Source organism: Paenibacillus sp. AK002, assembly GCF_053903045.1.
In genome coordinates this window covers 2,495,797-2,522,677 of sequence record NZ_CP096377.1, presented here as the reverse complement: position 1 = coordinate 2,522,677, position 26,881 = coordinate 2,495,797, and the positions used below count along the sequence as shown (strand labels likewise).

31 protein-coding genes and 1 riboswitch are annotated in these 26,881 nt (G+C 51.7%); of the genes, 1 reads left to right on the top strand and 30 read right to left on the bottom strand.

Translation table 11 applies throughout. The features are described from left to right. Window positions 1–12: 12 nt before the first annotated feature. The 16 genes from ccsB to ribD form a co-directional block, all read right to left on the bottom strand. Window positions 13–1,266 carry a c-type cytochrome biogenesis protein CcsB gene (ccsB, locus tag M1D70_RS11125; protein WP_009595211.1) on the bottom strand — a complete coding sequence of 418 codons (1,254 nt, stop codon included), beginning with the start codon at window positions 1,264–1,266 and terminating at the stop codon, window positions 13–15. After that, window positions 1,253–2,956, bottom strand: a complete 1,704-nt coding sequence (gene resB, locus M1D70_RS11120; RefSeq protein ID WP_009595213.1) for a cytochrome c biogenesis protein ResB — start codon at window positions 2,954–2,956, stop codon at window positions 1,253–1,255. The genes ccsB and resB overlap by 14 nt, the downstream gene beginning before the upstream one ends. Next, the gene (locus M1D70_RS11115; protein ID WP_456289867.1) at window positions 2,953–3,480 is read right to left on the bottom strand and encodes a redoxin domain-containing protein; all 528 of its coding nucleotides are present in this window, start codon (window positions 3,478–3,480) and stop codon (window positions 2,953–2,955) included. Before M1D70_RS11115 ends, resB begins: the two co-directional genes overlap by 4 nt. 125 nt (window positions 3,481–3,605) lie before the next feature. Further along, window positions 3,606–4,361 (bottom strand): pseudouridine synthase, encoded by a 756-nt coding sequence (locus M1D70_RS11110; RefSeq protein ID WP_009595165.1) that lies wholly within the window; start codon window positions 4,359–4,361, stop codon window positions 3,606–3,608. 21 nt (window positions 4,362–4,382) lie between these two features. Beyond that, window positions 4,383–4,721, bottom strand: a complete 339-nt coding sequence (locus M1D70_RS11105) for an N-acetylmuramoyl-L-alanine amidase (protein ID WP_433939235.1) — start codon at window positions 4,719–4,721, stop codon at window positions 4,383–4,385. A gap of 148 nt (window positions 4,722–4,869) precedes the next feature. Continuing rightward, complete coding sequence (locus M1D70_RS11100) at window positions 4,870–5,403, bottom strand: spore maturation protein (RefSeq protein WP_009595151.1); 534 nt, start codon at window positions 5,401–5,403, stop codon at window positions 4,870–4,872. Window positions 5,404–5,409: 6 nt separating this feature from the next. Beyond that, window positions 5,410–6,042, bottom strand: coding sequence for a nucleoside recognition domain-containing protein (locus M1D70_RS11095; RefSeq protein WP_009595212.1), 633 nt, complete (start codon window positions 6,040–6,042; stop codon window positions 5,410–5,412). A 59-nt stretch (window positions 6,043–6,101) separates the two neighbouring features. Further along, window positions 6,102–7,286 (bottom strand): D-alanyl-D-alanine carboxypeptidase family protein, encoded by a 1,185-nt coding sequence (locus M1D70_RS11090; RefSeq protein ID WP_456289866.1) that lies wholly within the window; start codon window positions 7,284–7,286, stop codon window positions 6,102–6,104. 119 nt (window positions 7,287–7,405) lie between these two features. Then, a complete protein-coding gene (ytfJ, locus tag M1D70_RS11085) occupies window positions 7,406–7,855 on the bottom strand; it encodes a GerW family sporulation protein (protein ID WP_009595256.1) in 450 nt (149 codons plus the stop codon). After that, on the bottom strand, window positions 7,828–8,508 hold the full coding sequence (locus tag M1D70_RS11080) for a DUF2953 domain-containing protein (RefSeq protein WP_009595104.1): 681 nt from the start codon (window positions 8,506–8,508) through the stop codon (window positions 7,828–7,830). Before M1D70_RS11080 ends, ytfJ begins: the two co-directional genes overlap by 28 nt. 200 nt (window positions 8,509–8,708) lie before the next feature. Next, complete coding sequence (scpB, locus tag M1D70_RS11075) at window positions 8,709–9,314, bottom strand: SMC-Scp complex subunit ScpB (protein WP_009595153.1); 606 nt, start codon at window positions 9,312–9,314, stop codon at window positions 8,709–8,711. Continuing rightward, the gene (locus M1D70_RS11070; protein ID WP_009595095.1) at window positions 9,283–10,074 is read right to left on the bottom strand and encodes a segregation and condensation protein A; all 792 of its coding nucleotides are present in this window, start codon (window positions 10,072–10,074) and stop codon (window positions 9,283–9,285) included. Before M1D70_RS11070 ends, scpB begins: the two co-directional genes overlap by 32 nt. A 65-nt stretch (window positions 10,075–10,139) precedes the next feature. Beyond that, window positions 10,140–10,607, bottom strand: a complete 468-nt coding sequence (gene ribH / locus M1D70_RS11065; protein ID WP_009595158.1) for a 6,7-dimethyl-8-ribityllumazine synthase — start codon at window positions 10,605–10,607, stop codon at window positions 10,140–10,142. Between the two features lie 258 nt (window positions 10,608–10,865). After that, on the bottom strand, window positions 10,866–12,104 hold the full coding sequence (locus tag M1D70_RS11060) for a bifunctional 3,4-dihydroxy-2-butanone-4-phosphate synthase/GTP cyclohydrolase II (RefSeq protein WP_009595119.1): 1,239 nt from the start codon (window positions 12,102–12,104) through the stop codon (window positions 10,866–10,868). A 50-nt stretch (window positions 12,105–12,154) separates the two neighbouring features. After that, on the bottom strand, window positions 12,155–12,823 hold the full coding sequence (ribE, locus tag M1D70_RS11055) for a riboflavin synthase (RefSeq protein WP_456289865.1): 669 nt from the start codon (window positions 12,821–12,823) through the stop codon (window positions 12,155–12,157). Window positions 12,824–12,846: 23 nt separating this feature from the next. Continuing rightward, window positions 12,847–13,947, bottom strand: a complete 1,101-nt coding sequence (gene ribD, locus M1D70_RS11050; protein WP_456289864.1) for a bifunctional diaminohydroxyphosphoribosylaminopyrimidine deaminase/5-amino-6-(5-phosphoribosylamino)uracil reductase RibD — start codon at window positions 13,945–13,947, stop codon at window positions 12,847–12,849. A gap of 268 nt (window positions 13,948–14,215) precedes the next feature. Further along, window positions 14,216–14,399, bottom strand: a riboswitch (FMN riboswitch). Window positions 14,400–14,600: 201 nt separating this feature from the next. Between ribD and M1D70_RS11045 the strand changes: the two genes are divergently transcribed. Continuing rightward, window positions 14,601–15,002: an acyl-CoA thioesterase gene (locus M1D70_RS11045; protein WP_456289863.1), complete on the top strand. Its 402-nt coding sequence runs from the start codon at window positions 14,601–14,603 to the stop codon at window positions 15,000–15,002. A 75-nt stretch (window positions 15,003–15,077) separates the two neighbouring features. On the opposite strand, the gene M1D70_RS11040 is transcribed toward M1D70_RS11045, so the two are convergent. From M1D70_RS11040 to spoIIM, 14 genes are all read right to left on the bottom strand, one after another. Next, window positions 15,078–15,509: a peptidylprolyl isomerase gene (locus tag M1D70_RS11040; RefSeq protein WP_009595227.1), complete on the bottom strand. Its 432-nt coding sequence runs from the start codon at window positions 15,507–15,509 to the stop codon at window positions 15,078–15,080. 200 nt (window positions 15,510–15,709) lie between these two features. Beyond that, window positions 15,710–17,044: a diaminopimelate decarboxylase gene (gene lysA / locus M1D70_RS11035; protein WP_456289862.1), complete on the bottom strand. Its 1,335-nt coding sequence runs from the start codon at window positions 17,042–17,044 to the stop codon at window positions 15,710–15,712. Between the two features lie 118 nt (window positions 17,045–17,162). Next, complete coding sequence (locus M1D70_RS11030) at window positions 17,163–18,797, bottom strand: spore germination protein (protein ID WP_009595242.1); 1,635 nt, start codon at window positions 18,795–18,797, stop codon at window positions 17,163–17,165. A 23-nt stretch (window positions 18,798–18,820) separates the two neighbouring features. Then, window positions 18,821–19,249, bottom strand: a complete 429-nt coding sequence (locus tag M1D70_RS11025; protein ID WP_009595161.1) for a stage V sporulation protein AB — start codon at window positions 19,247–19,249, stop codon at window positions 18,821–18,823. Further along, window positions 19,246–19,890 (bottom strand): stage V sporulation protein AA, encoded by a 645-nt coding sequence (locus M1D70_RS11020; RefSeq protein WP_009595232.1) that lies wholly within the window; start codon window positions 19,888–19,890, stop codon window positions 19,246–19,248. The genes M1D70_RS11025 and M1D70_RS11020 overlap by 4 nt, the downstream gene beginning before the upstream one ends. 295 nt (window positions 19,891–20,185) lie before the next feature. Continuing rightward, window positions 20,186–20,941 carry an RNA polymerase sporulation sigma factor SigF gene (sigF, locus tag M1D70_RS11015; RefSeq protein ID WP_009595135.1) on the bottom strand — a complete coding sequence of 252 codons (756 nt, stop codon included), beginning with the start codon at window positions 20,939–20,941 and terminating at the stop codon, window positions 20,186–20,188. A gap of 11 nt (window positions 20,942–20,952) precedes the next feature. Further along, a complete protein-coding gene (spoIIAB, locus tag M1D70_RS11010) occupies window positions 20,953–21,411 on the bottom strand; it encodes an anti-sigma F factor (RefSeq protein ID WP_009595262.1) in 459 nt (152 codons plus the stop codon). Next, window positions 21,408–21,761, bottom strand: coding sequence for an anti-sigma F factor antagonist (gene spoIIAA / locus M1D70_RS11005; RefSeq protein WP_009595152.1), 354 nt, complete (start codon window positions 21,759–21,761; stop codon window positions 21,408–21,410). Before spoIIAA ends, spoIIAB begins: the two co-directional genes overlap by 4 nt. Before the next feature lie 91 nt (window positions 21,762–21,852). Next, a complete protein-coding gene (locus M1D70_RS11000) occupies window positions 21,853–23,043 on the bottom strand; it encodes a D-alanyl-D-alanine carboxypeptidase family protein (protein ID WP_009595223.1) in 1,191 nt (396 codons plus the stop codon). Between the two features lie 193 nt (window positions 23,044–23,236). Next, window positions 23,237–24,061 (bottom strand): purine-nucleoside phosphorylase, encoded by an 825-nt coding sequence (locus M1D70_RS10995; protein ID WP_456289861.1) that lies wholly within the window; start codon window positions 24,059–24,061, stop codon window positions 23,237–23,239. 58 nt (window positions 24,062–24,119) lie between these two features. Further along, window positions 24,120–25,004, bottom strand: coding sequence for a site-specific tyrosine recombinase (locus M1D70_RS10990; RefSeq protein WP_456289860.1), 885 nt, complete (start codon window positions 25,002–25,004; stop codon window positions 24,120–24,122). Window positions 25,005–25,044: 40 nt separating this feature from the next. Then, on the bottom strand, window positions 25,045–25,278 hold the full coding sequence (locus M1D70_RS10985) for a YqzK family protein (RefSeq protein WP_009595237.1): 234 nt from the start codon (window positions 25,276–25,278) through the stop codon (window positions 25,045–25,047). A gap of 339 nt (window positions 25,279–25,617) precedes the next feature. Further along, window positions 25,618–26,082 (bottom strand): ferric iron uptake transcriptional regulator, encoded by a 465-nt coding sequence (gene fur, locus M1D70_RS10980; RefSeq protein WP_006209405.1) that lies wholly within the window; start codon window positions 26,080–26,082, stop codon window positions 25,618–25,620. A gap of 109 nt (window positions 26,083–26,191) precedes the next feature. Continuing rightward, entirely contained in the window at window positions 26,192–26,815 is a 624-nt protein-coding gene (gene spoIIM / locus M1D70_RS10975) for a stage II sporulation protein M (RefSeq protein WP_009595126.1), read from the bottom strand. Window positions 26,816–26,881 lie beyond the last annotated feature (66 nt).

Sequence of the window (26,881 nt, the reverse complement as noted above, 5' to 3'; positions counted from 1 at the left end):
ATTCAATTGCCATTAGTCGGTGCCTGCATAGGAATGCAGACCCGCGATAATCAAGTTGACGCCGACCAGCGTGAACATGACCACGATAAAGCCGATAACGGACAGCCAGGACGAATATTTGCCCTGCCATCCGCGCGATAGCCGGAGATGAAGGTACACGCTGTAGAACAACCAAGTAATAAGCGCCCATACTTCCTTCGGATCCCAGCCCCAGAATCGGCCCCATGCAATCTCTGCCCAGATCATGGCGAAGATGAGACCGCCAAGCGTAAATACGGGGAAGCCGATCGCGATGGCTCGATAACTGATTTCGTCCAGATCATCCGGATCCAGTCGATGGAGTGCGGGCTGAATGAATTTAGCCAGCGGTTTGCGCAGGATCAGGCGGAGCAATCCGTAAAGGATCAATCCGGTGACCAGCGACCATACCACCGTATTCAGCTTACGTCCAGCGTTCACGCCGTGCATCCAGGACGGAGCTTCCATGAGTGGAGATTTCATGCCCAAGAAAGACTGCATGCTCTCCGTTTCGCTTTTATAAGGTGCGACAAGCGGAGGCATGTTATATTCCACTTTTACTATTGTACTATTTTCTGTCTTCGGGTCAACCAATGTCTGGTTAAACTCCGCCTGATATCCGCCTGCACGGAAGCTGTATACCGACAAAATAAATCCGATCAGCACCACGATGGCAAACATGACGAGCTCAAGCCAGCGCTGTTCCCTGCGCGCACCCTTGTCCGTTCCGCTAAAGTTAACGGTCCGGAGCAGGTGCATCAAGCCGGCAATAAAGCCGACCGCAAAAAACGCATCGCCCAATGCCGCCAATGTAACGTGGATACCCAGCCAATAGGACTGAAGCGAAGGAATGAGCGGCTGCACCTGCTGCGGGAACACGGCGGCATAGGCCATGATCAGGATTGCCAGAGGCAGTGCAAACAATCCGAGCAGCGATTTTTTGTAGATAAAATAAAGTACGAGGAAGGCAATCATGATTGCCATCGACAAGAAGGACATAAACTCATACATATTGCTGACCGGCACATGCCCCGAGCCCGCCCATCTAGTAAAGAAGTATAGCAAGTGTCCGATCAAACCGATCGTTGTCGTAACAAATGCGATCTTACCCCACTTCGCCAAATGGGCTTCCGGGTCGCGTTTGCGGAACCGGCGTCCCATGACGGCAAGTCCGTACATGATAAATGCCACGCAGTATAAGGTAAAGGCGACGATAAATGCGTCGCCGCTGAAATCAATTAGATTCATGCTTAGTCCCCCTGTTATTCTCCAATGACTTTTCATCGACTTCGATATTCATTTGCTTGAGGATCGCGGAGATCTCCTTGCGAAGTCCAAACCAGTTCTTGTTCGTATGCGCGCCCAGCGTCAGCGTTCCGTTATCAATACGCAGCCAGATCCGGCGATGGGTGAAATAAAAGCCCATGATCAAGCCGATCATACCGATGAAACAACCAACCCAAATGAACGGCATGGCTTTATCCACACGAATATTCAGATAAGTCGTCGATTCCGAAAAGTCCACATCGTCCATGCTGAGCACATCCAGTTTTACGAGTGCCTCCCCACCCGCCAGCTGCGCATTGATCGCTTCTTGATTGAAACGTTCCTTATCGATCTGTTTAGGGAAGTAGAAGTACTGAATGCCTTCCTTCGGCAGATCAGGTCCCTTAATCAGAAATAAGAATGCAGGCGCATTCGGGTTAGGTGACAAGTTGACCGGCTTGCCGTTATCGCCCAGCCCAAAATCGGTAAAGGACTGTGTAAGCGTTAACGTATATTCCCCTGCCTGATATACTCTTTGGGGATCGTTGATGGACAGCGTGATTTTGCCGTATTCCTTACCGCTCTTGCTGTCAATCAGCATCGGCGAAACCGTACGGAGAATCGGGGTCAGATCATAATCGAATTGATAAGCCTTTAACCCTTTGTAATTGAGCGGATGGTTCACTTCGATGTTATGGCGCGTCAATTCCACGAGCTGAGGCTCTTTATCGAGATCGTCGCAATTGGCCTCGCACATATACAGGATGGCCTGGGTTTGGAATTCCTTCGGCAGCACTTTGTTCTTGCCTTTGAATTCTTCAGGCATATCGTCCTCGGTATAGAATTCAACCTTAAAGCCGTCGTTCAATAAATAGTAGCTGGTGTTCTTGATGTGCACAGGCTCATCCTGGGGAAAGGCCATATGCTCGTCCATATGCAGTCCCGGCAGGTTCCGTCCCAAAACAGCGAGAAGGAAGATAATCAGGCCGATATGAAGAACATAAGGGCCCCAGCGGCTGAACCGCTGCTTCTCTGCCAGAAGCGTCCCGCCGTCCGTTCGAACGCGATAGCCCTTTTTCTTAATGATCGGCTTAATCCGCTCAACCCAGTCGGCCCCGTCCTCTTGGACTTGTCCTTGGTATACCACCTTCTGACGGGTAAGAAAGGACATATGCTTCGGAATCCGTTGTCTGCTGAGCGCTTTGTAGAGCGGCAGGACACGGTCAAGACTGCAAATGACAAGCGATGCGCCGATCATGACGAGCAGCAGAACGAACCACCAAGACGTATATGTATGTGACAGCCCGAGCAAGTAATAAATATGCCCCAGCTGTCCGTACTCCTCTTTGTAGTAGACAGAGGGGTCAATGTTAAGGAAAGTGCTCTCCTGCGGAAAGATCGTCCCCAGCGAGGAGCCGATCAAGGTTAGCAATATGAGATATATTGCTACTTTTACCGAAGAGAAGAAATTCCATACCCGATCGATAATACCGGGATTTTCTTTCTGCGATCGACGGGCAACGCCGTCATACCGCATTTCCAGAATCGGCTGGGCCTCCGCTTCCTCGGTCAGCGGCTTGCCGCAAGCCTCGCAGAGGACCGTCCCCGTTGGATTCTGGTGTCCACAATCACACTTCGTATTCTGGATCAAAGGCTTGGAACCTTGACTCATTTCGCATTCACCAACTGTTCAATTTGTTTGTCAAGGGTGTTCAAATCCAGTTCGCCTATGCGAATATGGTCAATCTTGCCGGAGGCCGTAACAAAAAAGGTCGTTGGCATCGGCCCAACCCCGAAGCTGGCAACAGCGTTCCGCTTGGGATCCATCAGGATGGGGAATTTCACGCCGGTTTGAGCAACAAAATTCTCTACCGTCATTTTGTTCTCGCCCACATTGATTCCGATGATCTCAACGCCCTGGCCGCTCCATTTTTCCCACTGGGCTTGAAGTGCCGGCATTTCCCGCACGCACGGCGGACAGTAGGTGCCCCAGAAATTAATAACCCTGGCCTTGCCTTCGTATTCACTCATGGTATGTACGTTGCCATCCATGCCTAGAAGTTCGAAATCCGCTGCCTTTTGCCCTACTTTGGGAACCTCATCAGAGCCGAATACAACGGTTGCAACGGCGTACACTCCGATCAGGATGATGGCAAGCAGAATAACAATCTGTACGCTTTTCTTAGATTTGCCCATATAGCAGCAGCTTCCTTTCTATGACATTCATCATATCGCATACTACGGGTGTGAACATCCTATGAACAATTATAACGAAATTTGTCATAAACGCCGCTCGCCATTTTGAATATTATGTGTCGGGTTTAACGTTTTTTCTTCGGTTTCCCACCCGGCTTTGCGGCTTTCGCCATCTGCAGGAGCTGGTTGATTTCGTCCGCCGTCAAATGGCGGTACAAGCCCCGCTTTAAATTTTGCAGCAGCAGATCCCCGTAAGATATCCGCTTCAATCTCAATACCGGATGGGAAATCGCCTCGAACATCCTTCTCACTTGACGATTGCGGCCTTCATGAATCGTGATCGAAATAACGGATTGTTTATTGTCCGGATCCACGTCCTTATACTCCACTTCCGCAGGAGACGTCATTCCGTCCTCCAGCATAATCCCTTGACGAAGCTTGTCCAGCTCGGTGCCGTGGGGCACCCCTTTCACGGTAGCCAAATAAGTCTTGGGCACATGGTATTTGGGGTGGCTGAGCAGATTGGCAAACTCCCCGTCGTTAGTCAGCAGCAAAAGACCCTCCGTATCGTAGTCCAAACGTCCAATCGGATATACCCGCTCTTTAATGCCTTTGAGATAATCCGATACAATTTTACGGCCTTCGGGATCGGAAGCGCTTGTAATGACTCCCTTCGGCTTATTCAGCATGACATATACCTTTTTCTCATTCTTAATCGGTTTGCCTGAAACCGTAATGATATCCTGGGCTGGATCGGCCTTCGTGCCGAGCTCGGTAACGGTCTCACCGTTTACCTGCACCTTGCCTTCAAGAATCAATTCCTCGCACTTGCGGCGGGAAGCGACTCCGGCCTGTGCCATAATTTTCTGTAATCTCTCCATGTTCGTTAGGTCACCTCATCCCTAATGATAACCATCGACAGGATAAATCACAAGCGCGTTCCATGGAAAATGTGCCCCTGGGCAGGTGTCGGAGTGGGGAAATAAGTAGAGCGGGGAAATATCATGGAGTCTGGACAGCTCCAAAATGATTTTGCTGGCGGTAAACAGCTGCGTTTTCTGGTCCAGCGTCATCGACTCGTAGCTGGCATTGAAGTCGCCCTCCAGACAGATGTGGATCTGTCCCGGTTGGACCAGCACGGAAGAAGCGGACACGGAGCCGTCCGGATGGATCTTAAAATCCCAGTTCCGCGGTTCCTGCGCGCACACGGTATGATGAATAACAAAACCCTCGATTTCCATCCCATCACCCCTACTACAAATTGTGATTGCAGCAGTATATGACATGGCGGAATCAAGGGTATAGGCATACGTCCTGTTACATTGAAAAAACGCACCTTCTTACTATATGACTTGCTTTCGGCTTTCTAACAGTCGTCCATGAAATCAATTAACCGAACACCAGCAAGCAGACGGCAATCGCCGCAATAAACCCGACCAAATCGGAGAACAGTCCGACCTTCAACGCATAGCGGCCATTGCGGATGCCCACGGCGCCAAAATAGACGGTCAACACGTATAAGGTAGTGTCCGTGCTTCCCTGTATGGTCGAAGCGATTCGGCCGATCATCGAATCCGGTCCGTATGCGCGGATCAGCTCCGTTGTGTAAGCGAGGGAGCCCGTACCTGTCAGCGGCCGTAATATTCCCAAAGGCAGAATCTCGCTAGGTACGCCGAGCGATTGCAAAAAAGGGCCCGTCCAACCGACAAAAAACTCCAGGGCGCCGGAAGAGCGGAATACGCTTATGGCGACCATCATGCCAACCAAATGCGGAATGATCCCGATCGCCGTGGAGAAGCCGTCCTTGGCTCCGTCCACAAACGATTCGTATACGGGCACTTTGCGCGTATAAGCATAAAGAGGAATAAATGCGATAATAATGGGTATTGACCAGGCGGAAACGAGATTAATCCAAGACAGCAAGACTCATCACCCCTTCACGTCCGGGTTCAGGCCTGTACCGATTCCGGGCGGCTTCTGGCGGCGCATCGTTCGTCTGCGATACCATCGGTCGGCGATAATTGCCGCGGCCGTCGCAATCGCAGTGGCCAATAGCGTGGTTCCGACGATTTCCGAAGGATTGGCAGATTCATAATTTAGCCTGATCGCGATCAGCGTTGTCGGTATCAGCGTAATGCTGGCCGTGTTTAACGCCAGGAGGGTGCACATCGCCGGAGATGCCGTTTCCTTATCCGGATTCAATTTCTGAAGCTCCTGCATCGCTTTGATTCCCATCGGGGTCGCCGCATTGCCCAGACCGAACAAATTGGCGCTCATATTGGACAATATGTATCCCATTGCGGGATGATTTTTCGGTACATCCGGGAACAGGAAGCGGACAACCGGCCCCAGCAGCCTGGCCACTTTTTTCAGCAGACCCGCGTCCTCTGCGAGCCGCATCATGCCAAGCCAGAATACCAGTATGCTGATAAGACCGAAGGAGACGGTTACACCCGTTTGGGCTCCGTCGAATGCGGCTTTCGTGACGCTGTCGATGTTCCCGTTGACGGCCGCAAAACAAAACCCGATCACAATCATCCCCATCCAAATCAAATTGATCATCTCTTCGCCCCCGTTTTGCTGCCCCGCTGTTATGAGAATACACGATTCTTTAGCGAAGGCTAGTTATGTGCGCCCCTGAACAGATGCCGGAGCACTTCTCCTGCAGACTGCCAAAGCGACAAGGAACCGACGGGCCCCAGAGCGCTCCTGGACTTTTGCAAGACCTCAGGGGCTTCAGGAAGTTTGCTTCCTTCCGTGTAAACCGGAACCTTGCCGATGCTGACATTATCGAGCAGCAGCTCAATATGCCCCCGCAGCCCAAAAGACAAGTCGGGCGTGCTTGCTTTATGCAAGACCAGTCTCTTCACCAGGCGCGCTTCCTCATCATGCGCGAACGCATAAGTGAAGGAACTGCCCGTGACGAGCGGATAGCCCTGGATTTTCTGTCCCTTTTCCGTGACCTTTTTCAGTGGAAAATGAGCAAAGCCATAATCCAGCATGTTGGAATGGTCGTTCCAATCGTTGCCGTCATTCAGTGTTACCGCTGCGATTTGCTGACCGTTACGAGTAGCAGAGCTCACCAGGCAGCGGAATGCTTTTTTGGTGTAACCCGTTTTGACGCCGTCCGCCCCTTCGTAGAAGCGCAGCATTTTGTTTTTGTTGTCCCATTTGTAGTCCCATGCTTCATTCGGGTTGGGCGCTTTCTTGGTAGGGGTTTTGACGATCTCGCTAAAGACCGGATTCTTGAGGGCATATGCCGTCAGTTTGGCTACGTCATGCGCTGACGAGTAATGCTCGTCGTGATCCAGTCCATGCGGATTCATAAAATGCGAATTCGTCATGCCGAGCGAGGCGGCCTTCTCGTTCATCAATAACACAAAGCCTTCTTCCGTACCGCCGACATGCTCCGCAATGGCCGTGGCAGCATCGTTGCCGGAGCGCAGCATCAAGCCGTACAGCAGATTCTCAAGGGTCATCTCCTCGCCAAGCTTCAGGAAGATCGAGGAGCCCTCTTTGGCAAAAGCATTCTTGGAGACTTTGACGCGATCATCCAGCTTGCCGTGTTCAATGGCCACGATGGCGGTCATAATCTTGGTCAAGCTGGCGATTCTTAAACGCTCGTCCCCGTTCTTGCTGTACAGCATTCTCCCGGACGTCACGTCAATCAGCGCAGCTGCCTGTGCATGATTGGACGGGCCTTGCTCGTGATCTGCATGTACAGGGACAGCCGTAACCAGCAAGCAGCATATGGCGATCAACATGGATAACATAGACTTGCGGTTCGTCCATTTCATTTTCATCATTTTATCCTCCGGTGTTCAGAAATCTTGTACAAGTATATGTCGTCCTCGCTGAAGGTATGTCCATTTCATTGCAGCAAAAATCCCTTCCGTCATGAACGAAAGGGATCTGCCTGCTTCAATCAGTATGCCGGCGGAGGCGTCGTGCTGCCTGCGGCATTGCTTCCCGATTGAAACATCGACTGGATTTGATCGAGTAAATACGGGGTCGCATCGATAATCCGTTCAAACAGATGTGTCTGGTTGTCCAGCGGAACGATGTGCACGCCTTCTTTACCCACGACCAGGAAAGCTATCGGCCGGATGGACACGCCACCGCCGCTGCCGCCGCCAAAAGGAAGGGCATTATGGTCGGTATGCGTCCCGTTAGCGGTATTATGGTGTGTGCCGCCTGCTTCAACGTTGTAGTCGCTCCCGCCCGCTGCAAAACCAAACGCCACCTTACTGATTGGCAAAATGACGCTGCCGTCAGGGGTATTCACGGGGTCGCCTACGATCGTATTCACGTCCACCATTCCCTTGATGTTCTCCATAGCCGTTTGCATCAAGCCTTGAATAGGGTGTTCTGCCATGATCTAATTCCTCCTTTCACCTTTAACACGCGAACTATAAGTACCAGTCCAGCATACATAGCTTTTCCGCAGGAGATTTTCGCTATGCAGCAAAGCTCTGTGGAAATTTGCGGCGGACCGTTAAAGACCGGTACCACCTGGATTTCCGGCAGCTCATCCATAATCAGCCGGTACGACATCCATCCCATAATGGTATGCTTAACAGCATGAAGCAGCCCGGTTGCAACCGCGGTATCGGCCGCATGCTCCAAAGCAATCCGGGTTGACCAGCGCACATCCATGAGATGAACGGCCGCCATCGTTTGCCTTGCCCACTTTTTAAATCCTTTAGTAGTCAGCAAGACCCGCACATAGTCCCTATATCGTATAGTTCGCCTTGAAGTTTCTTTGTTTTCTTTGGAACCGAGCTCAGTCCCCTCGTCCACGGGAACGGTCTCTTTTTTATACTCAATGCCACCGTTGGCCAAGTGAAAGGGAACTTCGTATTTGCGCGTGATCCATCCAAAGAGCATTTTCATTTCCGCCAATACTTTATATTCATTTTTTCTTAGGACCACGTCCAGCTTTATCGTGACCTTCGAGCTTAGCACAACGATCAGCAATGCGATAAGGAGAACGACCAGGCCGACCGCAAGAAAGATCCATATCCTCACGAAGTAACCCCCAAAACGAACTTAGTAAAATGTAATCCGCTTGGCTTAGTATGGCAAAAGGGTCTCCAAATGATGCGAAACTGCTTCGATCCTCTGCTTTCATATGCCTGGAACGACAAAAAAAGGTCCCGGACGCGGATTATCCACGCTCAGGACCCATTTCTCAAATGAAGCATTATACCATATATGATGGCTAGCTTTCAGCTTTCCTCCACATCATCAAACGTAAGCTGTTGTCCGTCAAGCTTGTCGAACAGCAGCTGCGTTTCCTCTTCCAGATGATCGTTATCCTCGAATTGCGACGGCTCCGGCAAATCCTTGATGTTCGCAAGCCCGAAATAATCCAGAAACGATTTGGTCGTTCCATACAGAATCGGTCTGCCAATCGCCTCCGCGCGTCCGACTTCTTCAATCAACCCTTTGCTTACCAGCGTATGGATGGCTCTTTCGGACTTGACGCCTCGAATGTCTTCAATCTCCACCCGCGTAATCGGCTGCCGATAGGCCACGATGGAAAGCGTCTCGAGCGCGGCTTGCGACAATGAGGAGCGGGAAGGCGAATACGCCAGACGTTCGAAATACGGGGCGTGCTCGGCCAGCGTCGCGATTTTGTAGCTCCCTGCAATCTGCACGATCTGAATTCCCCGTTCATATCGCTCCCATTCTTCCTTCATATCCTCCAGCGCTTCGCCAACGAGGCCATCCGATTGCTCGGTGATTTCAGCAATTTGCTTTACCGACAAGCCCTCTTCTCCCGCCAGGAACAGAAGCCCCTCAATAATCGATTTCAGCTTCGGATATTCCATCAATGCGTTCTTCCCCTCTCCACTCCATGACGATATCTTCAAACAATTTCTCTTGGTAGCACAGGATTTGCTTCATCTTCATCAGCTCCAAGATAGCCAGAAAGGTCACCACGATTTCATGGCGCTCCATCTCCTCGTGCAGCAGCTTGGAGAACAGAATCCTGCCTCCCGGCCCGACCTGCTCCAAAGCGTCCATCACCTGCCGGATCCGGTCCTTAACCGATATTTCATCCCGCTGGATGCGGGCATACGATGTGCGTTTGACGGCTTTACTTAACGCTTTTTGAAAAGCTGCGATCAAATCCGAGATATGTAATCCCTGCACCGGGTTCTCTTCCACTTCCGGCATGTAAGGAGTCAGATCCTCCGCTTCCTTGGAGTAAATCATGCTGCGTTCCCATTCCTTCTCATGCAGATGACGGGCGATGCCTTTGTACTTGCGGTATTCGATCAGCTTCGCGATGAGTTCCGCTCTCGGATCCATGTCATCCTCTTCAAAAAAATCGAACTCGTCCATTTCGATAACCGGAGGCTTCGGAAGCAATAGCTTGCTCTTTATAGACAGCAGCGTTGCAGCCATCACCAGAAATTCGCTCGTAATTTCCAGTTCCAGCTCCTGCATGTTGTGCAAATAGGCCATGTATTGTTCGGTAATCTCGCTGACGGGAATATCCTGGATGTCGATTTCCGCTTTATCAATCAAGTGCAGCAGCAGATCGAGCGGTCCTTCAAACGTTTCCAGCTTGTATAATACGGTCACGGTGAATCCTCCCGCCAAAAATAAAATGCAGTGCTCTATAAAAAGAGCACTACATTAAATAAGCACTATTTTAGGCTTTTCGTCAAGTTCGCCATTTCAATGGCCGCCATGGCGGAATCCCAGCCTTTATTGCCTGCCTTCGTTCCCGCCCGTTCGACGGCTTGTTCAATGTTCTCCGTCGTGACGACGCCGAAAATCGTTGGTACGCCGGTCTTCAGGTTAATGGCGGACACGCCCTTGGCCACTTCGTTGCACACATAATCATAGTGCGTGGTGGAGCCGCGAATGACGGTTCCCAAGGTGATGATCGCATCGTATTTGCCGCTTTCTGCCATCTTTTGGGCGATGAGCGGAATTTCAAACGCCCCCGGCACCCAGGCGACGTCGATTTCGTTGTCCTGTGCGCCGTGACGCTTCAAGGCGTCCAGTGCCCCGCCAAGCAGCTTGCTGGTGATGAATTCGTTGAAACGACCTACCACGATGCCGTATTTCAAACCTTCGGATACTAAATGACCTTCAAATATTGTTGCCATGTTGGATGACTTCCTTTCGGGTTGGAGTTTATATAAGGTCTTGCAGTGATCATAGCAATTGCTGTGCATTTCAGTCGCTGCCGGATCAAATCGTTCTTCCGATCGCTGTTAACTCCTGATTTCATGAACTATTTATTCAAGGTGGAAATCAGGAGTTAAAGGCGACCGCTGGCGCTTCTCCAGAACTAATTTGCTCCTCTGCTCATCAATGCCTCGGCAAATCCGTCTTCTCAAAAAGACCTTTTATTGGGTTGGTGATTAATTGGCACTCTCGTTCTGCTCGATATCATTGAACTTCAGCATATGACCGAGCTTCGCTTGCTTGGTGTGCAGGTAGCCCGTGTTATCCTCGTTCTCCGGCATTTGAATCGGGACGCGCTCCACGACCTCCAGGCCGTAACCTTCGAGCCCCTTGATTTTACGCGGATTGTTTGTCAGCAGGCGGATCTTCCTTACGCCCAAATCCTTCAGGATCTGGGCTCCGATGCCGTAATCGCGCAGATCCGCCGCAAAGCCTAGCTTCAGGTTCGCATCGACGGTGTCGAGCCCTTCTTCCTGCAACTTATAGGCTTTCAGCTTGTTGATCAAACCGATGCCCCGTCCCTCCTGGCGCATATAGAGAAGCACGCCTCTGCCTGCTTCATCGATCTGGCGAAGGGCCGCCTCAAATTGCGGACCGCAGTCGCAGCGATGGGAGTGGAACACATCCCCTGTCAAGCACTCGGAGTGCACGCGGACGAGAACCGGCTCACTCGGGTCGATCTCTCCTTTTACCAATGCGACATGCTCTTTGTTGTCCACGTCATTGGTGTAGGCTACGGCTTGAAACACGCCGTAGTCGGTCGGCATCCGCACCGCCACCTCGCGCTGCACGAGCTTTTCTTTTTCGTTGCGGTAATGGATCAAATCCTTGATGCTGATCAGCTTCAGATCATGCTTTTTCGCGATCTCCATCAAGTCTGGAAGCCTTGCCATCGTGCCGTCTTCCTTGATCACCTCGCAGATGACGCCTGCCGGATAGGAGCCGCTCAGGCGGGCTAGATCGACAGCCGCCTCCGTATGTCCTGCCCGGCGAAGAACGCCGCCGTCTTTGGCAATCAGCGGAAACATATGGCCCGGTCTTCGAAAATCGGCGGCCGATGCATTTGGATCCAAGATGCCGTTGACGGTTATGGAACGTTCATGAGCGGATATGCCCGTCGTGGTGTCCTTATGGTCAATGGAGACGGTAAAGGCCGTTCCATGATAGTCCGTGTTTTGCGTCACCATCGGTTTAAGATCGAGCTCCCGAGCCCTGGCCTGCGTCATTGGCAAACAGACCAGCCCGCGGCCTTCGGTGATCATGAAATTGATGACCTCAGGGGTAGCTTTATCCGCTAATGCGATAAAATCGCCTTCATTCTCGCGGTCCTCGTCATCAACAACGATGACGACCTTGCCTTCCTTCAAATCTGATAACGCCTCTTCGATCGTATGAAATGAAAAGCGCTCATCCATCCCTATTCCTCCTTCTTCTCATGGAGATATCTCTATATGCAAGAAACGGCTTAGGCAAAGCCATGCTCGGCCAGGTAATCCCTGCTGATCCCCGATTTCGTGCCGCTTCTGCTTCCTGCGCCTTCCGAACCGTAGTGCAGCAGGTGATCTACATATTTCCCCAAAATGTCGCATTCGATATTAATCGTGTCGTCCGCTTTTTTATAAGCGAGCACCGTCTCCGCCAGCGTATGGGGAATGATGGACACCGTAAAGGAGGAATCCGTCGTTTTGACAACGGTCAAGCTGATTCCATCCAATGTGACCGAGCCTTTCGGAATGATATATTTGAATACGTCCCCATTCGTGGGCGAAATCTCGTATACCACTGCATTCTGATCGGCCTTTACGCTCCGAATGACGCCGATGCCATCCACGTGTCCCTGAACGATATGGCCTCCGAATCTCCCTCCGGCTGCCATCGCCCGTTCCAAATTAACCTTCCCGCCCGGCTGCAGCTCCTTGAGATTCGTATTCCTATAGGTTTCCGGCATAACGTCAACCGTAAATACGCCCTTGTCGATCGCCGTAGCCGTCAAGCAGACGCCATTTACGGATACGCTGTCGCCCAGCTTCAGATCGTCCATAATCCGGTTAGCGGAAATGCTCAGCAGCATGGCCTCCCCTTGGCGCCCGATACGCCGCATCTCGCCGATCTCCTCGACCAATCCAGTAAACACAGGCTTCCCTCCTTTCTCGCTCCTTATTTCCAGACCGGAATGCCAGTGACGTAGATATTGTCGCCCAGTCTTTCGGTCTCAAGTCCTGTCAGCGAAATCGCTTGGTTCATCTGTTCATAACCGCTGAACATGTAATTTCCCGGCGCATCATTCCCGCCGATGATTTTGGGAGCGATAAACTGGATGAGCCGGTCCACCAGCTTCTGCTCCAGCATCGAGCCATTAAGCGTACCGCCGCCTTCCAGCAAAATCGAGGCGATCCCCTTTTGTCCCAATTGCAGCAGCGCTCCCTTCAGATCCACCCGCGGTCCAGGCCCGCAGGGGATGACCTGAACACCAAGCTCTTCCAACTCGGTCCGCTTCGTGTCATCCGCCTGCTCCGTCGTCAGGATCCAGGTGGGCGCCAATCCGTCTGACACGACATGGCTGTCGAGCGGTATCCTCAGGCTCGAATCCACGATGATCCTGACCGGGTGCAGCCCCTCAACGCCAAGCCGGGTCGTCAGGCTCGGGTTATCCGCGATAACCGTAGACACGCCGACCATGATGCCTTGATGGCGATGGCGCAGCGTATGCACCAGCTCCCGGGATTTTTCATTGGAGATCCACTTGCTGTCCCCGGTTTTCGAAGCGATCTTGCCGTCCAGCGTGCTGGCCGTCTTTAACGTGACGAAGGGCCGGCCCGACGTAATGAATTTAACAAAGGCTTCGTTCAGGCGAAGAGCGCGATCTTTAAGGATACCCGTTTCAACCTCGATTCCCGCTGCGCGCAGCATCTGAATCCCTCTGCCCGCCACGAGGGGATTCGGATCCTCGCAGGCCACAACCACCCGCCGAACGCCCTCGGCGATAAGCCTCTCGCTGCAAGGCGGCGTTGCGCCGTAGTGACTGCAGGGCTCCAATGTCACGTACACGGTACTGCCTGCCGCTTTCGGCCCGGCCATATTCAGGGCATGAACCTCGGCATGCGGCGTTCCGCGTTCCAGATGCGTGCCCACCCCGGCGAGAGCACCGTCCTTAACGACGACGCAGCCGACTACCGGGTTGATCCCGGTTTGGCCCTGCGCACGTTCAGCCAGATCCAGCGCAAGTGACATATAGAATTCATCGTTGACGATATCCATGCTAAACATGCCCCTTTCCCAACGTTCATACAAAAAAGCCCTGCCAAAGATTCCGAAGAATCCTTAAACAGGGCTTGATGGAAGTTAATCATTGACACGATAAATAACCGTCATGAATGCAGATTTCGCGTATAGCAAGCGACCCAAATCCGTCACAGGCGAAACCAAAAAAACGCCGTCACAGCTTTGAATTGCATGTGAAAACCTGCACATAACGCATGTCACGCTGTGCGCAAAGACACAATAACATGTGCTGCTTATGTGTCTTTCACTCCTTCTCCCATCCAGACTATACTGTCGGTCCCGGATTTGCACCAGGTCCACCGCATACGATGTGAAACGTCACATTCATATCCGGGTCACGGACTAAGACGCAGCACTCTGCTTCGATAAGCTCAATCACTGCGTTCATCACCGCCGGTAGGGAATTTCACCCTGCCCCGAAGGATTAAACATATGAAATTGTTTGATCTTATGATGAATCTTATCACCCCCTTTTGAAAATTGCAAGAAAAAACAACTAACTTTTTTAAAGCGAATAACTTTAATGCTGTCATTAGCATGGACTTTTGAAGGAGAACGCTTCCCGAAAGGAGAACAGTTAAGTAGGGTAAGCAAGGAGGTAAGAAGTAGTTGAAAAGGAGCGAGCCACGATGAAAACTTCGCTGGACATTATCGTCCGTCCCACGGAGATCGACGTCAACGGACATGTAAACAATGCAAAATACCTCGAATACCTGGAGTGGGGCCGGGAGGAATGGTACGAAGCGGGAGATCTGCATTATGATGTGCTGAAACGGCTCGGGGTTCAGACCGTCACCGTCAATATCAATATCAATTACCGCAAGGAGTGCGGCCAAGGCGAACGGCTGACCGTCGTGACGGAACCCGAGTCCATGGGCCGCACGAGTTACGTCATGGCCCAGCGGATATACAACGAACAGCATGAGCTGTGCGCGGATGCCATCGTTACCAGCGTGGCGATGGATGTAAACTCACGTAAAGGCCGGCCCGTCCCCGAAGAACTTCGCCGATTGTTCCCAGCCCCTGCGTAATCCGCCCTTTGCGGCGGCCATAAAAAACAGGCTCACCCCTGAGGGTGAGCCTGTTTTTGCATGATGCTGAATTTATTATGCTTCGTACACTTCGACTTTTTCCATTTTGTCGCGGCCTTTGAATGCATCCACGTATTCCATGCCTTCAACAACTTTGCCGAATACGGTATGTTGTCCGTCCAAATGCGGCTGCGGCTCGTAGCACACGTAGAACTGACTTCCGCCGGTATTCCGGCCGGCATGCGCCATGGCCAAGCTTCCGCGCTCGTGCTTGTTAGGATTGATCTCGCAGTTAATGGTATAACCCGGTCCGCCGGTTCCCGTTCCTTGCGGACATCCGCCTTGAGCAACGAATCCAGGAATTACGCGGTGAAATACCAGACCGTTATAGAAGCCGGAGTTGGCCAATTTCTCAAAATTAGCCACCGTGTTCGGTGCATCGTTCTCGAACAGGTCAAGCACAACCTCTTTGCCGTTTTCCAAGGTGATCTTCGCTTTTTTTGCCATATGTGTGTATCTCCTTCCGTTATCTCAAACGCTTTTATCGATTTTTTTACAATGCAAGTTATAGTTTACTATGTTTTGAGCCTCGAAGCAAAACGAACTTGTCCCTCCCCCGCGACCATAGCCGACGGAAGGCAGGACGAAGAGCCCTGACCGCAGCCGGAGGCTTTGGCGGGCCCTTCCTATCCAGAGACATTGACGTCTTATAAACTCGTAACGGTTTCTTTTGTTACATCCGCCGGCACGACATCGTTGCTGATGATATCGGCAAGCGATTCGCGGCGAACGACCAGATTGCTTTGCCCATCCTTCACGAATACGACCGCAGGCTTGCGGATCCGGTTGTAATTGCTGGCCATGGAATAGTTGTATGCGCCCGTGCAGGACACCGCCAGCAGATCGCCCGTTTCAACCTTCGGAAGCTCCAGGTCCCAAATCAGCATGTCTCCGCTCTCGCAGCATTTGCCGGCAATGGATACCGTTTCTTCCGGCTCTTCTTTAGCACGGTTTGCAAGCAGCGCTTCGTATTTCGATTCGTAGAGTGCCGGACGCGGATTGTCCGTCATGCCGCCGTCGACGGCAACATATTTGCGCACCCCGGGAATATCCTTGCTGGTGCCCACCGTGTAGAGCGTGGTGCCTGCGTCACCGACGATGCTCCGACCCGGTTCCACCCAAATTTCAGGAAGCTCGGAACCAAGGCCCGCAAAATGGTTCTTTACCGCATCCGTAATCGCTTTTACATATTGGGATACTTGAAGCGGCGTATCTCCATCCACGTAGCGGATACCGAATCCGCCGCCCAGGTTCACGACCTTGAACACAACGCCCAGGCCTTCTTTTACGGAAGCTGCAAATTCAGCTACGCGCTGAACAGCCATCTGGAAGCCTTCTACCTCAAAAATTTGGGAACCGATGTGGGAATGGATGCCCATGAGATGAATATTGGCCTGTGCTTCCGCAAGCTGCACCGCTTCGTACGCAGAGCCGTTGCCGATATCAAAGCCGAACTTCGAATCGGTTTGTCCTGTCGAGATATATTCATGCGTATGCGCCTCGACGCCCGGTGTCACGCGAAGCAAAATGTTGACCTTGCGGTTCTTCTCGGCAGCGATGGCCTGCAGCATATGCAGTTCAATCACGTTATCAACAACGAAACAGCCGATTTCGGCATCCAGCGCCATCTCGATCTCTTCCGGCGTCTTATTATTTCCGTGGAAATGAATCCGTTCCGCAGGGAATCCAGCCTGAAGCGCCGTGTACAGCTCTCCGTCGGAAACAACGTCGAGCGACATGCCTTCCTCGTCGGCCAATCGGCACATGGCCATAACGCAGAACGCCTTGCTTGCATACGCGACTTGGAACTTCAAACCGGAAGCCTTGAAGGCCTCGATGTATTCCCGGCAGCGGTTGCGAACCGACTGCTCGTCTACGATATATAGTGGTGTTCCATATTGAGCTTTCAAATCGGATGTGTCACACCCGCCGATTTCCAAATGCCCCTGATCGTTAATCTTGCTTGTACCGTGTAAAAACATGCTTACAATTCCTCCGATCCATTGTTTCAAAAATAGGGTAATCGAATAATTGTTCACAGTATAGCAGACAACGGAAGGTAATCAAAATGGATTTTTCAACACAACATTTGTGTTATTGTTAGTGCTCGCCCCTCGGATTCATTTCCGGGCCCATTTTCGTGTTGTCACGCGTTTTGTTGAGAGCCGGGCGTCTTCTTGACATAAGCAGCGGTTTGCGGAATAAAATTTCACCCATCGCTTTTGCACTAAATGGTATAAACGGCCATAAATAAGACGAGTTATAGGAACGGTGGGTCGTCAGAAGCAGAATTAGAAGCGTTGTCCCGATGACAAAACCCTTCACCCCGAACATGGCTGTGGCCAGCAGCAGGACCAGCCTGACCATCCGGTTGGCCAGCCCCAGCTCATAACTTGGAGTCGCAAACATCCCTATGGAGGCAACCGCCATATACAAGACAACCTCGTTGACAAACAATCCGGTTTTAACGGCAATATCGCCGATCAAAATCGCAGCGATCAAGCCCATTGCCGATGCGAGCGGCGTCGGTGTATGAACCGCGGCCAAGCGGAGCAAATCCACGCCGAATTCCACGATCAGAAACTGCAGAATAATGGGAATTTTCGCATTCTCCTGCGGACCGATGATATCGAGACCCGGCGGCTTCAATTCAGGATGGACAACCAGCAGCATCCACAACGGGAGCAGGAACATGGAAGCAAAAATGCCTATAAATCGTATCCAGCGAAGATAGGTCCCCATAAACGGGGTCTGGCGATTCTCTTCCGCATGCTGACAGAGATCCAGGAAGGTGGTCGGCATGATCATCACACTCGGCGATGTATCCACCATAATGACGATCCGGCCTTCCAGCAGATGGGAAGAGACCACGTCCGGACGCTCGGAATAACGGACCAGCGGATAGGGGTGCCAGCCCTTGTTTACAATCGCTTCCTCCAGCTGCTTGTCGCCAAGAGGGAGCCCCTCCAAATCGATTTCCTGGATTTTCTTCCGGATGGCTTCTACCTGGGTACGGTCGGCTACGTCATCGATGAAGACCAAACTGACGTCCGTTCTCGTACGCCTTCCCACTTTGATGATCTCCACATGCAGTCCCGGATCACGAACCCGTCTCCGCACGAGGTTAACGTTCGTCACCAGCGTCTCCGTAAACCCGTCCCTGGCGCCTCGAACAACGCGTTCGACAGCCGGCTCTTCGAGTCCCCGTACGGGATATTTCCGGGTGTCCAGGATGATGGCGGAATGCGCATCCTCGATGAACAGCGCGCATAGGCCTGACAGGACCTCGTCAATCACCTTGCTGAGCCTGGTGTCCCGCTCTACCTGAACATGGGGAATATAGCGGTTCATGATTTCGGAAAGCGCATGGTTGTTAACGTCGTCTGGCGTCAGGTACGTCAGCCTTGTCAAAATTTCCGTCACCACGACATCGTTGGTGAACCCGTTTAGAAAGAGAAGCCCCGCATTTCTGCCGGCAAAGTTCATCTCGCGGAATACCACGTCAAACGAAACCCCAAGGCCGATCACTTCCTTAAGCGTTTCTTTCAGTTCGCTCAACTTCGCGGGAACATCGTCCGTTTGCTGCCAATAAATGACGGATTCCTTGGTGCTGTCGGAGGTTTCAGCCTCCCTCTTTTCCTTTAGCGCTTCTTCCTCTAACGCTTTGATCTCGGATGGGGGAATGATCGGAATCCCGGCCTCCAGTTCGCCGCCATGCGTTGTTTTCTCGTCCATAACCTACCTCCTAGCCATAACTGTCACTTGCTGTAAACAAACCAGTCGAACAGGGAACCCGCTACCTTGCCTGCCACCATGGCCATCAGAAGACCAAACAAATACCCCTTCAGCCGGAGCCGCTTGGCCAGAATCGGCAGGACATTCAATACTTCCGTCAGTGCGGCTGCCAGCATGCCGATAAATATTCCGCACATCAGTCCGATTATGGTACTCACGACCGGTCCCAAAGGAACGGACCATCTCCAGAAATCGGCCACCGTGCCAATGAAGGATCCCGTTATCAATGCTCCTTCATACCAATGCACCCGGCTGTAAGTCGCCGTCAATTGGGACAATCTCGGTATGATGTCCAGCACTATGATGAGCGCAATCACGCCCCCGCCGACGGCGATGCCTCCGGCTACGCCGAGAACACAGGTAAATACCCCTTGCAGAATGGACATCATCATGGTTTTTTCCCCGTCGTATCGGCATCGGCGTTCATTTTCCGGTATTCTTCGGCAACCACGAACTGATCCAGATTTTCCTGATAGAGGTACATTTCCACCTCCAGCGGGGTCGGTTCTTCATTCCATTTTTTCTTGAACAAATGATTGAAGAACACCGTCATGCCGAATCCGAGCCCCAGAGAGTAAGCGATCTGGAACAAATAGGGATGCTCGTCTCGTTTTCCCGTCACCATTTCGACAATCCGGATCTGGACCTCGAGCATGTTGACATCTGCATGAAAGTTCATGATGGTGAGCGCAGAACCGAAAAACAAGAGCAGCCAAATGAGCGGGAACCACAGCTTGGATCGCTTGCTGTCCGGACCGACAAGCTCCACCAGGGTATGATGGTTACCCATCGGTTCAATATGGGCGCCCGGAATCAACCCTTGTATCTTCGGAATGATTTGAATCAGATCCATGACAAGACGGTTGCCGTCGATATCCTTCGGCTGAGTCAACGGCAGGGCTCTGAGCCGTTTCTCCCATTCGGGCTCACAGACTATGAAGGCGACATCGCCTAGTTTGACGGTCTGGTCTCTCGGCAGCCGTATTCGGCTCCGCAGCTGCAGAAACACCGTCGGAGTGGGATTAACCTTCATCCGAAACACTCCTTTACTGCTAAATTACCGTTAGTATGGGAAATTGCCATCGTTTCTACTCGGATTTACCATACTTTCTTTAATCGCCGGACCGGCCAGGACCGTTATACAAAAAAACAAGCTAATCAACCACCGACATCTCACTTAGAAGACAAGCCCCCTTTAGGGAAAGTTCGCCAAGCGAGATAAAGGGGGAAGACGCTGAAGTGGTTACGGTCTTATTTCCGCAAGAAAGCGCCGTCCCAGAAGGACGGCGCTCTCTTTGTGCAGGCTTTAGGATACGGTATAGATCCCGCTACTGCGCGATCTCGTTCCGAATGCTCTGCAATATTTTTTTCTCAAGCCGCGATACCTGCACCTGGGATATGCCCAGCCGGGTGGCAACTTCCGACTGCGTCTGATCCCGGTAGTACCTTAGATATACAATGAGCCGCTCCCGTTCGGTCAAGCCCCCTATCGCTTCGTTCAAGGCCAGCTTGTCAAACCATCGTTCCTGCGAATCATCGGCAATCTGATCCATTAGCGTGATGGGATCCCCGTCATTTTCAAATACGGTCTCATGAATCGAGGTTGGCGGTTTGTTCGCCTCCTGGGCAAACACCACTTCCTCGGGCGTTACCCCCAGCTCTTCGGCAACCTCTTTCACCGTGGGAAGACGATCGAGCTGCTTGGACAGCTCGTCCCGCTTCTTCCTGACTTTGTTGGCCATCTCCTTAAGCGAACGGCTGACCTTCAGAGTCCCGTCGTCCCTTAAGAAACGCTGAATTTCACCGATAATCATCGGTACGGCATAGGTAGAGAACTTTACGTCATAACTGAGATCGAACTTGTCCACGGATTTGAGGAGACCGATACAGCCGATCTGAAACAGATCATCCGGCTCATACCCACGGTTCATAAACCGTTGAACGACAGACCAGACAAGACGAATATTACAGTTGACGAGCGTGTCCCGGGCGACATTATCCCCGCTTTGGCTAAGTGCAATGAGTCGTTTGACCTCCGCGTCGTCCAAATAAGTCTGCGAAGTTTTCTTCACATCGGCATCCATTTGTCCAACCCCTAATTATATAAAGCTTTCTTAGATTCGATCCTCTTTTTCATTTTGATCGACGTACCGTTGCCTGGTTCGCTGACCACTTCAAATTCGTCCATGAAATTTTCCATGATGGTGAATCCCATGCCGGATCGTTCCAGCTCCGGCTTCGAGGTATACAGCGGCTGCTTCGCCATCTCCAGATCTTCGATCCCGTGGCCGGAATCTTCGATGCGCAGCGTGATCATATCCCCGTCTATCGAGGCTTCAATCTTGACGACCCCTTCCGGGTCGCTGTCGTAACCATGGATGATGCTGTTCGTGACGGCCTCGGAAACCACCGTTTTCAGATCGTTCAGCTCATCCATGTTGGGATCCATCTGGGAGATGAATGCAGCCACGGCGACACGGGCAAAGGATTCGTTTTCCGACCTAGCGGCAAACTGCAGCGACATAAAATTATGCTGTGCTCTTCCTTCACTCATGACACTACCTCCAGACCCGAGAGTGCCGTGCCCTCGTTCTCGTATATCGGCATGATTTTGAACAGCCCCGACATGTCAAGCAAGCGGTAAACCTGCGGCTTGACATCGCACACCGCCATCTTTCCGCCCTTTTGCTTGATGAATTTATAGCGTCCCAGAATGACTCCCAGCCCTGAGCTGTCCATAAAATCCAAGTCTTTTAAGCTCAGCACCAAGTGCTCTGTTTGACGTCTCTGAATGGCTTCATCCAGCTGCATCCGGACATGATCGGCCGTATGATGATCCAGCTCGCCGGACAGACGGACGATCAGAACATGCCTGTGATGCTCCATATCAACATGCAGATTCATGTTTGTTCACTCTCCTCCCTGACATGAACAAGGATTTCTACATTCGAAAAAGACATTCCTGCATCACGACAAAACTAGAAGAAAACTCCCATTAATCTACATGAAACAACTTGCCGGTTGTCCGTTTGAACAGCTTCCAGAATCCGGCCTTTTCCACCTCGACAGGCGATGTCAGCTCGAACTCCTTCACGAGCTGTTCCCCCTGATAGACAGACAGCTTGCCGATGACTTGTCCGGCGGCTACCGGTGCCTTCACGTTCGGATCCAACTGAATCTCATGACGGATGTCCGGATTCTTTACGCCTTTCTTGACAAGCACGCTGTAGTCTTTTTCCGCTTGAATCGAGATCTCGGGCACGTTGCCCTTTTGAACCTTCACGATACCGAGCACTTCGCCAGGCTTATAGATGGAGTGCATCGTGTATTGGGAAAAGGCATAATCAAACATGCGCGATACTTCATTGTTCCGCGTCTTGGTGTCCGGAGCCCCCATGACAACCGCTACAGCGCGCAGCCCGTCCCGTTTGGCCGTTGCCGATAAACAGAACTTGGCTTCGGACGTATACCCGGTTTTCAATCCGTCCGCGCCCGTGTAAAACCGCACCAGCTTGTTCGTATTGACCAGCCAGAACGGTTTCTCCGAATCTTTGCGCAAGTAATCCTGATAAGCGCCGGTATATTTGGTGATCTGGTCGTATTTCAGCAATTCCCTGCTCATGACCGCTATGTCATGGGCCGATGTATAATGATTCTCTGCAGGAAGTCCGTTGCAGTTCACGAAATGCGTATCTTTCATCCCCAGCTCCGCCGCTTTCTCGTTCATCATTTTCACGAAGCCTTCTTCCGAGCCGGCAATCTTCTCAGCCATCGCAACGGAAGCATCATTGCCCGACGCCATGGCAATGCCTTTGAGCATCTCGTCCACGGTCATTTCCTCGCCGGGCTCAAGAAAAATCTGGGATCCGCCCATGGATGCCGCATATTCGCTGGTGCGCACCTTATCGGTCAACTTCAATTGTCCTTCATCGATGGCTTCCATCGTAAGCAGCATCGTCATTACCTTGGTGATGCTTGCCGGAGGCAGCTTATCATGGCTGTTTTTCTCGTAAATAATGGTTCCGGTATCCGCATCCAGCAATATAGCGGAACGGGCACTTGGCGCCAGCTCCTCTTGAGATGATCCTCCGCCGGGTTTGCTATTTTCTTCCGCATAACTTGGTACAGCCGCACTGGACAATCCCACGGCTAGAACTAGGAATCCAGCGATTAACGCTTTTTTCACTTCCGTCCCCTCCTGACATTCGTAATGGCATCCCGCTGTGCGCGGGTCTGCTATTCATTGTCGTCAGGTTGAAAACAAATTATTCCAGTATTTTACGGAAAATTGTTGCCATTCATCTAAAAGGACATAACAAAGAGGCTGGGCTTTTCGCAGATTTACATCTGCAAGAAGCCCAGCCTCATGCTAATATCCATTACATTTTGGGAATGATGGCCATAACGAGCGCCAGGAATTTCTCACGGACCTTCTCCGCTGTTTCCATCACTTCGTCATGGGAAAGCGGTTGATCCAGTATGCCCGCTGCCATGTTGCTGATGCAGGAGATGCCCAGCACCTCAAGCCCGGCATGCCTTGCCACGATGACCTCGGACACGGTGGACATGCCTACCGCATCCGCACCAAGCGTGCGCAGCATGACAATCTCAGCCGGCGTTTCATAAGTCGGTCCCAGCAAACCCGCGTAAATCCCTTCTCTCAGCACGATGCCCTGACCCACGGCGACTTCTTTTGCCAATTGGCGAAGTTGACGGCTGTAAGCCTGGGACATGTCCGGGAAGCGCACGCCAAGCGCCGAATCGTTAGGCCCGATTAACGGGTTGGTTCCTGTCATGTTCAGATGATCGGAGATCAGCATGAGGTCGCCCGGCTCAAAGGACGTGTTGATGCCGCCGGCCGCATTGGTAACGAGCAGGCTCTTTACGCCCAGCTCCTTCATGACGCGTACCGGAAAAGCCGTTACTTCCGGGCCGTAGCCTTCGTACATGTGGAAGCGACCCTTCATCAGGACGACTGGCCGGTCGTGGATCGTGCCCAGCAGCAGTTCGCCTTCATGTCCTTCCACCGTCGATACGGGAAAATGAGGAATGTCCGTGTAAGCGATCGAAACCGGATTCTCAATCAATTCCGCCAGCACGCCGAGCCCCGAACCCAAAATCAGGCCGACCTCGGGCTGGACGCCATTCTGCCCTCGTATGTATGCTGCTGCTTCCTTAATGCTTTGCTGATGGACTGAACTCATATTCATACCTCTCCTATTCTGATAATAAATTGTAGATCCTAGAGCCGGTAAGTCCGCCCTATGATCTCGGATGATAATGATCGTATACTTCCTTCATGCTTTTCTTGGCAGATTGATACATCCCGGTTGTGGACAATGCCGAGTGTCCCAGCATCTCCTGAACCGAACGCAAGTCCGCGCCGTTCCCCAGTAAATGCATGGCAAACGAATGCCGAAGGGTATGCGGCGTGATGTCCTCGTCAATATCGGCAAGCTTGCCATACTTTTTAATAATTTTCCAAAAACCCTGCCGTGTCAAGCGCGTTCCCAGCGAATTCAGGAATAACGCGTCTTCACCGGCATCCCTCATCAGCTTGTCCCGCATATCTCGCACATACAATGCAACGCTCTCGGCCGCAATGGGGGTGATCGGCAGAATACGCTCCTTCCCACCGGAAACCGCGCAGCGTAAAAAGCGCATCTCCAAATGGATGTCATGGATGGACAGATTCACCAATTCCGAGACCTTGATGCCCGAAGCGTACAGCAGCTCAAGCATCGCTTTGTCCCTGGCGCCCTGCGGGGTACCGGAATCGGGAGCCGACAGCAGCTTGTCCACCTGCTCCACGGTTAGCGACTTCGGCGGCTTCCGTTCCGGCTTCGGATTATCCAGCAGCTGGGTCGGATCCTGTACAATAACGGCTTGACGCACCAAATACTGAAAAAAGGAACGCAGGGAAGCCGTGCATCGAAGCAGGCTCGATGCCGCCTTCCCCTGCTGCCTCAGCCTTCCCACATACAGCCCGAGCAGCGTTCGATTCACCTCACGCGGATGGGTGACCTCCCTTTCAGCTGCAAATGCAAGGAATCCTTGAAGGTCGGCCCGATACGATGCTATCGTGCTTCGGGACAGTCCCTTCTCGTCCTCCAGATATTGTACATATTCGTCCAGATATGGTTTCATGATCTTTTGCTCCTATTCCCGCGGCCCTTTGCAAGCACGATCACTCTCCGTACCAGTAATACAATCGGAGACGCTCGGCCGGCGAATAACGGGAGTCCATGGTGCTCTCCGGCTGAAAAGCCTTTACCGCTTGACCCGAAGGCGCACGGTAAGGATCTACTGGTGTTAGCCAATCGCCTACCCATCCCAGCACGAAGTAAAAAAACATGGTCAACACGGCAAACATCGAAATAAAACGGATCAGTGAGCCTATTTTTCGAATAGATATAATCACTGGCAGCGCCTCTCTTTCACATGGCATCGATCGCTCAATTGAAAGCGGGTATTGCGGTATCATTTCACGTAAAGCCTATGATACAAGCTGCAGGATTATGACGGCATCCCTCTTATCTCCGATCAGCCATTGGGCCCGGCGGTTATTCTGAAGAATAAAAAAAACGTCTAATCGACGTACTTGGATGATGTAAAAGTATAAATTGTGCTTAAAAGTGAACGATACGATAATCGTGCATGAACCGCCTAATATAGTTAATTATCTAAAAAGCCCTCCCGGCTTACCGCCGCAGAGGGCTGCCGTGATGATCATCACTGCGGTTTGTTGAAAGATATAAAATTAGGATTTGTCCTGGTCATTCTTGCCCTTCTCTTTGCAACGGTAGCATATGCCATGGAAATCAAGCCGGTGGTCATGAACGGTAAAGTTGAATTCTCGCTCTAACCGCTCTTCCAACGGACCGAGCCAATCCTCGCGTATTTCATCCATGCTTCCACATTGAGTACATATCAAATGATGATGGTGATGCTTCGAAGTATCCGTCCGCAAGTCGTAACGGGCGACACCATCGCCAAAATTTATCTTCTCTACAACATGAAGCTCACTGAGCAGCTCTAGGGTACGGTACACGGTTGCCAGACCGATCTCCGGAGCCTTCTCTTTCACGAGCATAAATACATCCTCTGCGCTAAGGTGGTCGTCTTCATTTTCCAACAATACGCTTACCGTGGCTTCCCGTTGGGGCGTTAATTTGTATCCTTGGGATTGTAGCTGCTGCTTAATTTTGTCGATCCGCGCTTCCATCGTTTCCCTCCCCCTTGGAAATCACTGCACGTTATTGTTCACTTCCTTCATTATAGGGGGATTTGACAAACAAAGTCAAACGGTTTTGCTTTATGGAAAAATTCGCGGATTATAGCAACATGGGCGTAACCCAGCGCATCATGGCGGGGGTTACCCAGGTTTCAAAGGAAGCGACCCCGAGCGTCAGCATGACCATGAAAAATGTCAGCATGGCATACGAAGCAAAAGGCTTCATCATGCTGCCTCCCCGATTCATGATAAATCGGTCCCTGATAATGTATAGAGAGAAGGTTATCGCCGCTACACTGCACATCATGAGCACGGGGATGATGAGCAAATTTTGCGGTGCAATCGACACCAGGGCGAACAGCAGGCCTTTCCATGAATACTGTCCCACCAGATAACCGACCGTAAACCCGATGAGAACCCCTTTTAGAAAATCCAATATCAATATTCCCGGGAGCCCGATGACGGACAATCCCAGAATCCATATCAAACCGATCCATTTCAGATGCAGGGCTGCGATGCTCCAGTAAGAAGACTGACTCATGGATTCTCCACCGTCCTGCACGTTAACAAAAAAGTGGTTTAAATAGCGGGCCATTTCCTGCTGCTGCTCCAATGAAAGCGCATTGACCATCAACGCTCCAAACAGCACGCCCACTAAAAACAAGACGCCTACAAACACATAGAGCATCGTCTGATCCTTAAAGGCCTGGCGGAATGATTGCATAGAATAGAGTCTCCTTTCTGTGTCTCTACTCTACTCTATGACAATCGTCAGCCTTGTATGACCTGC

Coding starts and splice junctions, on each gene's coding strand:
- ccsB (WP_009595211.1), bottom strand. CDS start 1,266: ATGAATCTAATTGATTTCAGCGGCGACGCATTTATCGTCGCCTTTACC.
- resB (WP_009595213.1), bottom strand. CDS start 2,956: ATGAGTCAAGGTTCCAAGCCTTTGATCCAGAATACGAAGTGTGATTGT.
- M1D70_RS11115 (WP_456289867.1), bottom strand. CDS start 3,480: ATGGGCAAATCTAAGAAAAGCGTACAGATTGTTATTCTGCTTGCCATC.
- M1D70_RS11110 (WP_009595165.1), bottom strand. CDS start 4,361: ATGGAGAGATTACAGAAAATTATGGCACAGGCCGGAGTCGCTTCCCGC.
- M1D70_RS11105 (WP_433939235.1), bottom strand. CDS start 4,721: ATGGAAATCGAGGGTTTTGTTATTCATCATACCGTGTGCGCGCAGGAA.
- M1D70_RS11095 (WP_009595212.1), bottom strand. CDS start 6,042: ATGATCAATTTGATTTGGATGGGGATGATTGTGATCGGGTTTTGTTTT.
- M1D70_RS11090 (WP_456289866.1), bottom strand. CDS start 7,286: ATGATGAAAATGAAATGGACGAACCGCAAGTCTATGTTATCCATGTTG.
- ytfJ (WP_009595256.1), bottom strand. CDS start 7,855: ATGGCAGAACACCCTATTCAAGGCTTGATGCAAACGGCTATGGAGAAC.
- scpB (WP_009595153.1), bottom strand. CDS start 9,314: ATGGAATATCCGAAGCTGAAATCGATTATTGAGGGGCTTCTGTTCCTG.
- ribH (WP_009595158.1), bottom strand. CDS start 10,607: ATGGCAACAATATTTGAAGGTCATTTAGTATCCGAAGGTTTGAAATAC.
- M1D70_RS11060 (WP_009595119.1), bottom strand. CDS start 12,104: ATGGATGAGCGCTTTTCATTTCATACGATCGAAGAGGCGTTATCAGAT.
- ribD (WP_456289864.1), bottom strand. CDS start 13,947: ATGGATATCGTCAACGATGAATTCTATATGTCACTTGCGCTGGATCTG.
- M1D70_RS11045 (WP_456289863.1), top strand. CDS start 14,601: ATGAAAACTTCGCTGGACATTATCGTCCGTCCCACGGAGATCGACGTC.
- M1D70_RS11040 (WP_009595227.1), bottom strand. CDS start 15,509: ATGGCAAAAAAAGCGAAGATCACCTTGGAAAACGGCAAAGAGGTTGTG.
- lysA (WP_456289862.1), bottom strand. CDS start 17,044: ATGTTTTTACACGGTACAAGCAAGATTAACGATCAGGGGCATTTGGAA.
- M1D70_RS11030 (WP_009595242.1), bottom strand. CDS start 18,797: ATGGACGAGAAAACAACGCATGGCGGCGAACTGGAGGCCGGGATTCCG.
- M1D70_RS11025 (WP_009595161.1), bottom strand. CDS start 19,249: ATGATGATGTCCATTCTGCAAGGGGTATTTACCTGTGTTCTCGGCGTA.
- M1D70_RS11020 (WP_009595232.1), bottom strand. CDS start 19,890: ATGAAGGTTAATCCCACTCCGACGGTGTTTCTGCAGCTGCGGAGCCGA.
- sigF (WP_009595135.1), bottom strand. CDS start 20,941: ATGGATGCCGATGTGAAGAAAACTTCGCAGACTTATTTGGACGACGCG.
- spoIIAB (WP_009595262.1), bottom strand. CDS start 21,411: ATGAGTGAAGGAAGAGCACAGCATAATTTTATGTCGCTGCAGTTTGCC.
- spoIIAA (WP_009595152.1), bottom strand. CDS start 21,761: ATGAATCTGCATGTTGATATGGAGCATCACAGGCATGTTCTGATCGTC.
- M1D70_RS10995 (WP_456289861.1), bottom strand. CDS start 24,061: ATGAGTTCAGTCCATCAGCAAAGCATTAAGGAAGCAGCAGCATACATA.
- M1D70_RS10990 (WP_456289860.1), bottom strand. CDS start 25,004: ATGAAACCATATCTGGACGAATATGTACAATATCTGGAGGACGAGAAG.
- fur (WP_006209405.1), bottom strand. CDS start 26,082: ATGGAAGCGCGGATCGACAAAATTAAGCAGCAGCTACAATCCCAAGGA.
- spoIIM (WP_009595126.1), bottom strand. CDS start 26,815: ATGCAATCATTCCGCCAGGCCTTTAAGGATCAGACGATGCTCTATGTG.